The 13024-nt window shown below is 42.5% G+C and carries 9 protein-coding genes; 2 read left to right on the forward strand and 7 right to left on the reverse strand.

Going from position 1 to position 13024, the window contains the following annotated elements; translation table 11 throughout:
* Window positions 1-70 precede the first annotated feature (70 nt).
* The 3 genes from GTQ34_RS01510 to purL form a co-directional block, all read right to left on the reverse strand.
* Window positions 71-1840, reverse strand: coding sequence for an AMP-dependent synthetase/ligase (locus GTQ34_RS01510; RefSeq protein ID WP_166521990.1), 1770 nt, complete (start codon window positions 1838-1840; stop codon window positions 71-73).
* A 91-nt stretch (window positions 1841-1931) separates the two neighbouring features.
* Window positions 1932-2387 carry a GNAT family N-acetyltransferase gene (locus GTQ34_RS01515; RefSeq protein WP_166521991.1) on the reverse strand — a complete coding sequence of 152 codons (456 nt, stop codon included), beginning with the start codon at window positions 2385-2387 and terminating at the stop codon, window positions 1932-1934.
* Window positions 2377-6045 carry a phosphoribosylformylglycinamidine synthase gene (gene purL, locus GTQ34_RS01520; protein ID WP_166521992.1) on the reverse strand — a complete coding sequence of 1223 codons (3669 nt, stop codon included), beginning with the start codon at window positions 6043-6045 and terminating at the stop codon, window positions 2377-2379. Before purL ends, GTQ34_RS01515 begins: the two co-directional genes overlap by 11 nt.
* Window positions 6046-6197: 152 nt before the next feature.
* Here purL and GTQ34_RS01525 point away from each other — a divergent pair, with 152 nt between their 5' ends.
* Complete coding sequence (locus tag GTQ34_RS01525) at window positions 6198-7790, forward strand: amidohydrolase (RefSeq protein ID WP_166521993.1); 1593 nt, start codon at window positions 6198-6200, stop codon at window positions 7788-7790.
* 68 nt (window positions 7791-7858) lie between these two features.
* Here the strand turns inward: GTQ34_RS01525 and GTQ34_RS01530 are convergent, their stop codons facing one another.
* From GTQ34_RS01530 to GTQ34_RS01540, 3 genes are all read right to left on the reverse strand, one after another.
* Window positions 7859-8620 (reverse strand): SDR family NAD(P)-dependent oxidoreductase, encoded by a 762-nt coding sequence (locus GTQ34_RS01530; RefSeq protein WP_166521994.1) that lies wholly within the window; start codon window positions 8618-8620, stop codon window positions 7859-7861.
* A gap of 89 nt (window positions 8621-8709) precedes the next feature.
* On the reverse strand, window positions 8710-9618 hold the full coding sequence (locus GTQ34_RS01535; RefSeq protein ID WP_166521995.1) for a helix-turn-helix domain-containing protein: 909 nt from the start codon (window positions 9616-9618) through the stop codon (window positions 8710-8712).
* A 26-nt stretch (window positions 9619-9644) separates the two neighbouring features.
* Window positions 9645-10859 (reverse strand): RsmB/NOP family class I SAM-dependent RNA methyltransferase, encoded by a 1215-nt coding sequence (locus GTQ34_RS01540; RefSeq protein WP_166521996.1) that lies wholly within the window; start codon window positions 10857-10859, stop codon window positions 9645-9647.
* 231 nt (window positions 10860-11090) lie between these two features.
* Between GTQ34_RS01540 and GTQ34_RS01545 the strand changes: the two genes are divergently transcribed.
* Window positions 11091-12053 (forward strand): GNAT family N-acetyltransferase, encoded by a 963-nt coding sequence (locus GTQ34_RS01545; RefSeq protein ID WP_166521997.1) that lies wholly within the window; start codon window positions 11091-11093, stop codon window positions 12051-12053.
* Between the two features lie 26 nt (window positions 12054-12079).
* Here GTQ34_RS01545 and GTQ34_RS01550 read toward each other — a convergent pair whose 3' ends face one another.
* Complete coding sequence (locus GTQ34_RS01550; protein WP_166521998.1) at window positions 12080-13024, reverse strand: hypothetical protein; 945 nt, start codon at window positions 13022-13024, stop codon at window positions 12080-12082.

Below are 13024 nucleotides of genomic sequence, written 5' to 3' on the forward strand. Positions count from 1 at the left end.
GAAATAGGTGAAAAATAAAATATGCCCACGGTTGCGGGCATATTGCTGTAGCTTTCAATAGATGATTTAGTTAATGACCATAAATGTCATTATATAAATGAAGATACTTTTCCTTTACAATTTTTCGTCTAAGTTTCATGGTTGGGGTCAAATGACCATCATCAACGTTCCATACTTCGGGCGTAAGTCTAAACTGCTTTACTTTTTCCCATTTGGCAAAATCTTCGTTGGCTTTGTCCACTTCTTCCTGTATTCTGGCAATTACTTTTTCATTGAGAATAATGTCTGAGTTTTCACCAATGGTTACATTGTGTCGCTTGGCCCATTCGTGTAGGAACTCAAAATTGGGCTGTATCAAGGCAGCAGGCATTTTTTCACCTTCACCTACAACCATGATCTGTTCAATGAAACGGGATTGCTTAAACCGGTTTTCCAACAACTGGGGCGCCACATATTTTCCACCAGAGGTTTTGAACATTTCTTTCTTACGATCCGTAATCCTTAGGAAACCATCGGCATCTATTTCCCCAATATCTCCGGTGTGGAAGTAATTATCGGTCATAACTTCTGCTGTTTTTTCTGGGTCTTTGTAGTAGCCCATCATCACATTGGGACCTTTACACAGAATTTCGCCGTCGTCTGCAATTTTTACCTCAACGTCGTCAATAATTCGCCCTACAGAACCTATTTTCCAACCATGGTTACGCTGATCGTTGACCGAAATGACGGGAGAAGTTTCTGTAAGCCCATAGCCTTCCATAACGGGCATCCCGGCAGCGGCGAAAACACGGGCCAATCGAGGCTGAAGTGCGGCACTGCCCGATACCATTACGGACAAATTTCCACCCAGACCTTCTTGCCATTTGCTAAAGATGAGTTTGCGGGCAAGGCCCAACTGTTTTTCATACCACCACCCATTTTTTCCATAAGGCTCAAATTTCAATCCGAGCTCTACCGCCCAAAAGAACAATTTTTTCTTCGCTCCCGTCAACAGTGCTCCTTTGGCTATTATCGCATCGTACACTTTTTCAAGCAGGCGAGGTACTACAGTCATCACATTGGGTTTTACCTCTTTAACATTATCACTGATTTTATCCAGGCCCTCGGCAAAATGAATCTCGATACCACAATATTGATAGAGGTATAAAATCATCCGCTCAAAAATGTGGCACACAGGCAAAAAGCTCAACGCGGTACCTCCTGCTTCAAAGGGAACTCTTTTTTCACTTGCTATGACATTGGAAACAATATTTTTGTGTGATAGCATGACACCTTTTGGTTTTCCCGTGGTTCCGGAGGTATAAATAAGCGTTGCGAGGTCCTCTGGTCTTACGCCTTCCTTAGCTTTTTCCACCTCATTTTGGTTGGAGTTATCCACTCCTTTTTCCAGCACTTCGTTCCATGATTTGCAGTTATCCAGTGCATCAAAAGAATAAATGTCCTTTAAATGCTTAAGCTTGGAACTTATGGACAATAGTTTATCTAAAACCTCACCACAGGATACAAAGCAATATTTCGCTTCAGAATGGTTCAGCACATATTCATAGTCATCCTCGGATATCGTTGGATAGATAGGAACGGTTTGGGCTCCGATTTGCAGGACTCCAATATCCACAACGTTCCATTCTGTTCGGTTGGTCATGGATATAATGGCAATCTTGTCGTTGGGTTTTACACCCATTCGCATCAGAGCACGGCTCACGGCATTGGCCCTGTCAATATATTCTTTGGTTGAGGTTGCTACCCATTTGCCGTTGTATTTGGTGACCAACGACTTTTCCAGCGGAAGTTTTTCCAACTGGTAATAGGGGAAATCGAATAATCGGGTAACATTTTGCATACTAAGTTTCTATTAGGTAATTGCAAAATAGGGAAAGGAAGTGGGATTTTAAAATGGGGAATTCAAAAAGGATGCTAATTATTTGACATTCTTATAACAAATGTAGCTTCATGCCCTCGTGCGAATCCACAAAACCAAGGGATTTATAAAACTGCAAGGCATCTGGGCGTTTTTTGTCCGTAGTCAACTGCGTCACGTGTGCCCCTTTTTGCTTGGCTTTTTCCAAGGCCCATAGAAACAACTTTTTCCCGATGCCTTTTGCACGATAATCTTCGCGTACCCGAACGGCCTCAATTTGTGCCCGAATTCCACCTTGGTAGGTCAAGTACTGAATAAAACTCAGTTGAAGCGTTCCAATTACCTGTTTTTGCTCATTTTCAATGACCACCAGTTCTTGGTTGGGATTTGTGGAAATAGCATCAAACGCCTTTAGGTATTGATTTGGCAACGGAATGCTGTACGCTTCCCGAAGCCTTCCTAATTTATCATTGGCAAGCATTTGAACAATAAAGGGTACATCCTCTTTTTGAGCCTTCCTAATTTTCATTGTTTACTTTTTCCACCCACTCCCTGGCATTCACAAAAGCTTGTAACCATGGTGAAACCTTGTCGTTTCTATCCTTTGGATAATAAGCCCAGTTCCATGGAAAGGTAGAGCGTTCAATATGGGGCATGGTGACCAAGTGTCTTCCCGTTTTATCACAGAGCATGGCCGTGTTGTAATCACTCCCATTCGGGTTAGCTGGATATCCGTCGTAACCGTATTTGGCAACAATGTCATATTGATCTTCACCGTGAGGAAGACTGAACTTGCCTTCACCATTGGAAATCCAAACACCTAAGGTAGTACCCGCCATGTTGGACAACATTACCGACTTGTTTTCCTGGATTTTCAATGAAGTAAATCCACTTTCATGTTTGTGGGAATCATTATACATCATTCGGCCGTGAGTTTCATGTTCTGGATTAATCAGGTCCAGTTCCATAAACAATTGACAACCGTTACAGATGCCTACGGAGAGAGTATCGGGTCTGGCAAAAAAGTCCTTAAGGGCCCTGTTTGCCTTTGCATTATATTTGAAGGCACCGGCCCAACCCTTGGCGCTCCCCAAAACATCGGAATTGGAAAAACCACCTACGGCTCCAACAAATTGGATGTCTTCCAAAGTTTCCCTGCCAGTAATGAGATCGGTCATGTGTACATCTTTTACGTCAAAACCGGCCAAATACATGGCATTGGCCATTTCGCGTTCCGAATTGCTCCCTTTTTCCCGGAGAATGGCGGCTTTAGGTCTGGATTTTGGCCGTGCAGGCAAAGTTCCATCAAAGTCTTTTGGGAAAATGTATACTAAAGCTTGATTTTTATAATTCTTATATCGGTCCTTGGCTAGATTATTGGCAGTTTGCTTGCTGTCGAGTAAGAATGAGGTCTTGAACCAAGTGTCACGGAGTGATGCAATGTTCAAACCGATTTCAATACCGTTATTTTTGATTAGTAAGGTGTCTGAGGTTGCAGCTTCGCCTATTTTATTGAATTCAATATCAGCATCTTTAAGTATTTGTTCTACGGAAACATTTTTCGCTTGGAAAACCACACCTGCATTTTCAGAGAACAACAATTTAATGGCATCTGCTTCACCAAGATCGGACAAATCAAGCTTGGCGCCCAAATCGTTGTCTGCAAAACACATTTCCAAAAGTGTGGTAATCAATCCACCAGAGGCCACATCGTGCCCCGCCAAAATTTGATTGTTTTTGATTAATCCCTGTAAGGTGTTAAAGACTGTTTTTACGTACGCTGCATCCAGTACTGAAGGTGCTTCGTCACCAATACCATTTAAAACTTGCGCAAAAGAAGAACCACCCATTTTATAGTTGTCCCTGGAAAGATTTATATAATAAATGCTCCCTCCATCTTTTTGTAGGACGGGCTCAACCACATTGGTGATTTCATTGCAATTTGCGGCAGCGGACACGATAACAGTCCCAGGAGACAACACCTCACCATCTTTATATTTCTGCTTCATGGAAAGCGAATCCTTACCTGTCGGCACGTTGATACCAAGGGCAATCGCAAAGTCAGAAAGCGATTCCACAGCTTTGTACAAGCGGGCATCTTCACCTTCATTACGACAGGGCCACATCCAATTGGCAGAAAGTGAGACTGATTTTAATCCATCTTTCAATGGAGCCCAAACAATATTGGTCAACGCCTCTGTAACACTATTCCGGCTGCCCGCCTCTGGGTCTATCAGACCAGAAATAGGAGAATGTCCAATACTGGTTGCAATGCCTTCTTTGCCTTTAAAATCCAAGGCCATCACCCCGCAATTGTTCAAAGGTAGCTGAAGAGGTCCGGCACATTGTTGCTTGGCAACATGCCCTCCCACACAACGGTCCACTTTATTGGTCAACCAATCTTTGCAAGCTACGGCCTCCAGTTGCAGCACTTGTTCCAGATAATCATGAAAATGTTCCAAGGAATAGGACAGGGGAGCGTATGTAATTTGGGAAGTGCTATCTTCCATTATTGTTTTGGGCGAACTTCCAAACATGTCCATAAGTTCCAAATCCATGGGTTTTTCTCCCGTTTGATGCGATTCAAACGTAAATCGATGGTCGCCAGTAACCGTACCTACATCGTACATGGGAGAACGCTCCCGAGCAGCAACGCGATCCAACAATTGCATATCCTCTTCACCAATGACCAGCCCCATGCGCTCCTGGGATTCGTTTCCGATAAGTTCTTTTTTGGATAGGGTAGGGTCTCCAACGGGTAATTTGTCCGTATTGATATTACCTCCTGTTTCTTCTACTAATTCGGATAAGCAGTTGAGGTGTCCGCCCGCCCCATGATCGTGAATAGAAACAATGGGATTGTCATGGCTTTCCACCAACCCACGAATCGCATTGCAAGCTCTTTTTTGCATCTCTGGATTGGAACGCTGTACGGCATTCAGTTCAATGGCGGAGCTGAATTCCCCAGTATCGGCACTGGAAACGGCAGCTCCCCCCATTCCAATTCGGTAGTTGTCACCACCAAGAATGACTATTCTGTCTCCCTTATTAGGGGTATCCTTCAAGGCTTGGTCTTTTTTGCCGTAGCCAATACCGCCTGCTAACATGATCACTTTATCGAAGCCCATACGTCTTGCCTCTTCCTTGTGCTCAAAAGTGAGTACGGAACCAGCTATCAAAGGTTGTCCAAATTTGTTTCCGAAATCTGAGGCTCCGTTGGAGGCCTTTATCAAAATATCCATCGGGGTTTGGTAGAGCCATTCGCGTTCTAGCATACCCTTTTCCCAAGGGCGGTTTTCTTCCAATCTAGAATAGGAAGTCATATAAACTGCCGTACCTGCTAATGGTAACGATCCTTTTCCACCCGCCAAACGATCCCGAATCTCGCCCCCTGAACCCGTTGCAGCTCCGTTAAAAGGCTCTACCGTGGTTGGAAAATTATGGGTCTCTGCCTTTAGTGATATAACGGAATCAAATTCTTTTTCCTCATAGAAATCCGGTTTATCCGCACTTTTTGGAGCAAACTGTACCGCTTTTGGACCTTTAATAAAGGCTACATTGTCTTTGTAGGCAGAAACAATGTCATTGTGATTGACTTCTGACGTCTTCTTGATCAGTTTAAAGAGCGAAGATGGCATTTCCTTGCCGTCGATGACAAAGGTTCCATTAAAAATTTTATGTCTGCAGTGCTCCGAATTCACTTGGCTGAATCCAAATACTTCTGAATCGGTCAATTTTCGGCCCAATTTTTTGGAAAGGTTTTCCAAATATTCTATTTCTTCATCGCTTAGGGCAAGTCCCTCTTTTTGATTGTAAGCCGCAATGTCATCAATCTCCAAAATGGGTTCGGGAACAATATTGATGGTGAATATACCTTGGTTCAGCCCCTCATATTTTTGGGAGAGCATGGGGTCGAAATCGGTATAGTCTTCAGGTACGGCACGGTACTCCTCAATCCTAATGATTCCTGAAATGCCCATGTTCTGGGTAATCTCCGTGGCATTGGTACTCCAGGGAGTAATCATGGCGGCACGGGGCCCAACAAAAAAGGCGTCCAGAGACGCCGCTTGTATTTGGGGTTGGTTGCCAAACAACCAAGTTAATTTTTTTATGTCTTCTTGGGAGATTTCTTTAGTGGTCTGGACAGCAAATACTTTGTTCGCCTTGTCCCCAAAAAAATGAATCATAGCGTAGTCGCGTTGAACGGATTAAGAAAGTGCAAATTTAAACTATTCCTTGATTTTTTTGTGTCTGAAACATATAGTTATTCAACGTTTTGTTAACTTATCACTTCATTCCTAAGAACAAAATCACAAATGCTAATTCAAAACTCTACCATATGAAAAATACAAAAGCCCTGTTAATGGTGATGTTCATGCTTTCAGTAATGGCTACTATCACCGCCCAAAAAAAATACTCCAAGAAACAAATTGAAAAACTGAAAAACGAAGTGGCCCAAATCGTGGAGGCCAACCACAAACAAAGCCAAGTGATGGTGGACAAAATTTTCAGCTTTGCTGAATTGGGCTTTCAAGAGGTGGAAAGCTCAAAATACCTATCAGGTATTTTAAAGGAAAACGGTTTTGAAATTGAGCATTCCGTAAGTAATATACCAACGTCTTGGTTCGCCACATGGAGCAACGGAGAAGGTCCAGTAATTGCCTTGGGCAGCGATGTGGACTGTATTCCCAAAGCATCGCAGTATCCGGGAATAGCCTACCATAAACCCATGGTCGATGGAGCACCTGGTCATGGTGAGGGCCATAACTCGGGCATTCCCTTGAACATTACTTCTGCATTGTCGGTAAAACAAATTATGGAACGGGAAAATATCCCCGGTACTTTGATATTGTGGCCCGGCATAGCCGAGGAACTTGTTGCCGCCAAAGCATGGTACGTGCGAGATGGTCTGTTTGACGATATCGATATGTGCATTTTCACCCACGTAAGCAGCAATTTGGGTGTTTCTTGGGGTCAGGCATGGGGTACCGGACTCATTTCAGTGGAATATTCCTTTGAAGGAGAAGCCGCACACTCCGCTGGAGCACCATGGCGTGGACGCAGTGCTTTGGATGCCGCCGAATTGATGAACATCGCTTGGAACTACAAACGAGAGCATTTACACCCACTCAAAAGGTCCCACTCCATTTTCACCGATGCCGGTGACCAGCCCAATGTGGTTCCCTCCAAGGCCAGTATTTGGTTCTATTTTAGGGATGTGGAGTACCAAGGCATCATGGATATGTATGCGATGGCCAACGATATGGCCAAAGGCGCTGCTTTGATGACCGGAACCACCATGAATTCCAAAGTATTGGGTGCGGCATGGCCTAGACATTTCAACAAGGTGATCGCCGAAACGATGTATGAAAACATCAAACAAGTGGGACTTCCTGAATGGACGGAGGCGGACCAAATGCTTGCCAAGGCGGTTCAGAAAGAAGTTGATTCCAAAGACACTACTGGTTTGGCGACCGAGCCTAGAGAACTAGGTCTACCTGTGAAAGAGCCCAAAAGTGGGGGTTCTGATGATATCGGGGATGTTTCATGGAAAGTGCCCACGGTAACCATGCGCTTTCCGTCCAATATTCCAGGGCTACAGGGGCATCATTGGAGCAATGCCATAGCGATGGCAACTCCCATTGCCCACAAAGGAGTCACTGCAGGGGCCAAGGCAGAGGCCATGACCATTTTGGATTTTCTGTTGAAACCAGAATTGGTGACCCAGGCTTGGGACTATTTCAACAACGAACAAAGGAAGGAACAGAAGTACGAACCGATGATTTCCGCGGAGGATATGCCGCCCACCTACTTGAACAAAGACAAACAAGACCAATTCAGGGATGAATTGGAAAAATTCTATTATGATGAAACCAAATACGATTCCTATTTGGAGCAATTGGGAGTTGAATATCCAACCTTAAAAGAATAGAATAACGTTCTTAGACAAATTAAAAGCCCCATGAATTGGGGCTTTTATATTTTTCGAAAGGTAAAATTTTAAATGAACATTCCGCCAGACGCCTCAATGCGCTGACCGTTTACCCAAGCAGCATCGTCCGTGCAAAGGAAAGCCACAATGGAACCGATGTCCTCACTCTCACCAACCCGGCCCAATGCGGTCATGGATGCGATAATATCCACAACCTGGGGTGCTTGCTCAAAGCGTTCTTTGTTGAAATCGGTATTGATTGCCCCTGGAGCTACCGTATTGGCCTTTATTTTCCGCCCACCCAATTCTTTTGCCAAGTAGCGGGTGTATACCTCAATGGCCCCTTTCATACTGGCGTAGGCCGAATATCCTGGTAAAGAAAAACGGGACAGTCCGCTGGAAATGTTGACGATTCCACCCCCGTCATTAAGTGTGTCCAACAACGTCTGCGTCAAGAAATAAACCCCTTTAAAATGGATGTTCAATAATTCATCAAAAGCTTCTTCAGTCGTATCGGCCACGGAACCTTCATGACCAAAACCTGCATTGTTGATCAAATAATCGATGTTTGAGGTGTTGAAATCAGCCTTCAACTGTTCGCTCAATTCCTTCTTGAAATCGGCAAAAGACTTAATGTTTCTGGCATCCAACTGGATGGCGACTCCATTACCACCAACCTCCTCAATGGAGGCGATGGTATCGGAAGCAGCTTTTTTGTTGGAATTGTAGGTGATGACCACATCCAATCCCTTTTTTGCCAAGTTGATTGCCATATCTTTTCCCAATCCGCGGCTACCTCCGGTAACCAGTGCTATCTTTTTTGTACTCATGGTGTTTTTGTATTTAAATTATGAACACCACAAAGTTCCCTTTCGTTTGGTCAAATAGTTTGCATGGAAGAATCAAAGAGGTGTAAAAATCAAACAATTTCCAATTTTCGGAAGATGGCAGGGGAGTGGCCAACGTGTTTTTTGAAGAAATTGGAGAAATGTGCGGTTTCCTCGAACCGAAGCGAATTTGCTATTTCCGACACGTTCCAGTTGGTATGACGCAACAGTATTTTGGCTTCCTGTACAATACGCTCCGTAATCAGCACTGAAGTATTTTTTTGCAAGGTCTCCTTTAAAGCACGGTTTAGATGATTTACGTGCACACTCAATTGATGGGCAAAGTCGGATGCGGTGCGCAGCCGAACCCGTTGCATGGGACTTTCAATGGGAAATTGACGCTCCAATAATTCCATGAACAAACCCGAAATGCGTTCCGATGCATTGGAGTTGCCATTTTTCAATTCACTGGCCGGTTGCATTTTAAGCCCGGTATGAATCAATTCAAACACCATATTGCGCAGCAGATCATATTTAAAGGCATACTCGGAATCTATTTCGGATAGCATTCGGTTAAAAATGGGAGATACCAATTCCAGTTGCTCATCACTTAGCTGAAAAACTGGGTTGCCATTGGGTTGAAAAACTGGGTACTGGTTCAAATCTCCGAATTGATGAAAAAAAGTATCTGTAAAAACACAGAAATATCCTGTCAGCTGTTCATCAATCTGTTCCCAATTGTACGGTATCTGTGGATTTGAAAATACCAAAACCTGCCTTTCCACAGGAACTATTTTGTCCGCGTAGTGCACACGACTCCTTCCCTTCACCAAACTAATTTTAAAGTAATCACGTCGGTTAAAGGGCATAGCCTTGGGCTTTGGGCCAGTGAACTCATCCAGTTTGAACACGTTGAAATGTCCGATGCCGGACTTTATGCTTTCAGGCACATAGTGTTGTGTAGATTCATAAAACTCCTCGATGGAGACCTTTTTATGCATACCACAAAGTTACACAAATCAAATAATTATTTGGATTTAGCCAGTAGTGCCATGTAAAACCCATCAAATCCGCTTGTTGAGGCATAAATCTGCTGGTCTTTCACCAATTCAAACTTGTGACCATTTTCTGACTCCAGAAATCGCTGAACCTGTTCCTTGTTTTCTTGCGGGAGGATGGAACATGTGGCATAGACCATTTGTCCACCCGTTTTGAGCATTTTACTGTAGTTCTGTAGGATATCCTGCTGCACACGCATGATGCGGTCCACAAATTCCGGTTCCAATTTCCATTTAGAGTCTGGATTTCTTTTTAAGACGCCTAAACCGGAACAGGGAGCATCTAATAAAAGTCGGCCAGCGCTATTGTGCAATTTTTTGATGACTTTGGTGGAATCGATTGCCCGTGTCTCCACATTGTGAACCCCATTTCTTCTTGCCCTGATTTTGAGTTTTTTGAGTTTACTCTCATAGAGGTCCATGGCAATAAGTTGTCCCTTGTTCTCCATTTGAGCCGCCAAATGCAATGTTTTTCCACCTGCACCGGCACATGCGTCCACCACCCTTTGTCCGGGTTTTGCTTCCAAAAAGGGGGCTACTAGTTGTGAGGAGGCATCCTGAACTTCGAACAGTCCATCTTTAAATGCCTGTGTAGTGAAGACATTTTTTCGTTCTTTAAGTTTTAGAGCATCTGGATATCCTTGAATAGTCGTTGTTTCAATACCTTCATCAGCAAGTAAAGCTTGCAGTTTTGTCTTTTGGATTTTGATTGTGTTGGTTCGGAGAATAACTTCTGCCTGTTTATTCAATGCGGCAATTTCCTCGGTCCAAAGTTTACTTCCAAGAGCTTTTTCACCTAATTTGTCCAACCAATCGGGAATGGATTCCCGAAACTTTCTAATTTTAGATAATTCATCAAATCGCCCTTTTATCCTGCGTTCAGGCGTGCCTTCCAACTGTTTCCAATCGGGAATTCGAATTCCGCGAAGTACACACCAAACCGCGAACAAACGAAATAGGTGCGGTCGGGTAAAGGGTTCATGGGCTTCGGCAATTTCAGCGTATAACCGTTTCCAGCGTACAATATCGTAAGTGGTCTCGGCGATAAAGGCACGGTCACGGGCACCCCAACGCTTATCATGCCGCAGTACTTTTTCAATGACCTTATCGGCGTACTCTCCATCATTGAAAATCATTTTTAGGGCATCAATTACGGCAAATACCAAGTTTCTATGTAAGCGCATGCTAACAATTTAAGCATGCAAAGGTAGGGTTTGTTACTTTCATTTCAGGCATGCTAAAACCATAAAGTATAAACGACCATTGTGTCTATTGGATATATGGATTAGTTGGCGCGAGTTCCTTAAAGATTAAACTGGTATGGACTACATTTACAAGGAAAAAATATATCTCCAACGAGATTCATGATTTGATGATTCCCTTGTTGGTTCATGTCCACCAAATAACTATGGCTTATGGCCCATGATACAGGTTTTGTTTTTAACCTTTTTTTGAAACGTAAACTGCATTTTTTTTATGAGAACCCGGTCTTTAACAAAATCACTAAAGTTCAATTTCAGGCTTTGCCCAGTACCAAAACCATTGGCTTAAACTCCAATTTTTGCATAGTGACCGATATTCCTGATTATCTCGAAACTAAGATTGACAAAAATTTAAAAAGCTGGAAAACAAGAACAATAAGACAATACAAAGGTTTCATTTGTAATTTTCGCGGTTATGAAAATGCTAAGGATTATGTTAAGGACAATTTCAGCAAAAAGGCAATGAGGAGCATGGTGGCAAAAAAAAGACAATTGGAAACGCGCCATGCAATTTCCTATGTTTTTTACTTTGGAGAGATCAACCGGACCCAATATGAATTTTTGTTTGATAGGTTTTTTACTTTGATGAAAAAGAGATTTGATGTAAAGAAAGTATACAATCGATACTTATTGGAGTGGAAAAAATACTATGATATTGTGTACCCAATGATTTTGAACAAGGAGGCTTCACTATTTGTCATCTATAATGGGAAGGAGCCCATTGCGATGGCCCTTGATTTTTACATGGAGGATGTATGTTTTGGTTACATACAAATATTTAACCCTGAATATGGTAAATATCCAATGGGTGATGTAGCTATGTTTAAGCGATTGGAATGGTTAATGGAGAGGGATATATGGATCTTTGATTTTCTAATGGGCGAAACTTATTATAAAAGAAAGTGGTCCAATATGAAGTATTTCTATGAGCATCAAATATTTTATAGAAGTGGATCTTTGTCAGCATTGATTAAATTGTTTTTTATGGTGGGGAAGTTAAAATTTAAACAGTTCTTAAGAGATAAAGGGATTTTAGGCAAAATGTTCAGTATGGATAGGTTCTTATACAAAAAGATGTCTAAAAAACTTATCCATTATGACTGGAAAAATCCTTAAGAAACTCTACAAACCTTTATCCAGCACTATTTTAATTGCAGATGGCCTACAATGCTTTGGGCCACTAGGCTTCTTCCGTGGTTGTTCCAATGTTTGTCGTAGATCAGGGTTACAGGCCTATTAGATTTCTCGAACCACATTCCAAAATCAATGACGTCGATGCCTTTTTGGGTACAATTGGCGAGAAATGCCTGTGAAGTATGCCGCTTATCCAGCAATAGGCTGGTCTTTGATCTATCTATAGGGTATTTTTTCAACAGCTTTTCGAAGTTGCTAATGTAAATGGAGTCTTTTTCATGTTGTCCATTTTGGTCTGCCTTTTCATGTTTGGGTTTCTCCTGAGCATCCTGATTACCAATTAAAATGTTTTTGATTGGATCTAGAAAACCTATTTCAGAGGCATAATATACCAGCTTGATGTTGTCCCTGACTTTGAAAATGGTCGAATTCAAGGTTGCAATCCGAGAAATATTGGCTTCATAATCGGTTCGATGAAAATCCATGGGGTATTTGACATAAATCACAATCTTGTCAATTTTGTCAAAATCATCAGGATAGGCATGTACCAAATGAAGCTGATCCGCCAAATCCCAGCCTGCATACCCATATTCATAAACTTCAATATCAGTAGTTCGGTCCTCGATTTTTTTCCCAATGGAGTTAAAATAGTTTTGATGAAAACCCTGAATGAAAGAGTCCCCTATTAAAGCCAGTTCCTTTTTAGAATACCCGGGGGTGAACTCACGGTACGAATTGAAACCCTGATTATTGATGCGGTATTCTGTAAAATTCTGTCTTCGATTACCTGTAACCGTGTATCCTTTATAATGTGGCACCCTTTTTTCAACTCCAAAATCATCAATGTAACGTGGGGAATCCTCTGGATAAAGATGAAACACCCGAACCAAAAGTTCCAAGACCACCAGGATCATAAAAAAGTACACTATCGATTTCAGAAATAATTTGATCAT

The organism is Flagellimonas ochracea (assembly GCF_009903685.1).
GTDB lineage: Bacteria > Bacteroidota > Bacteroidia > Flavobacteriales > Flavobacteriaceae > Flagellimonas > Flagellimonas ochracea.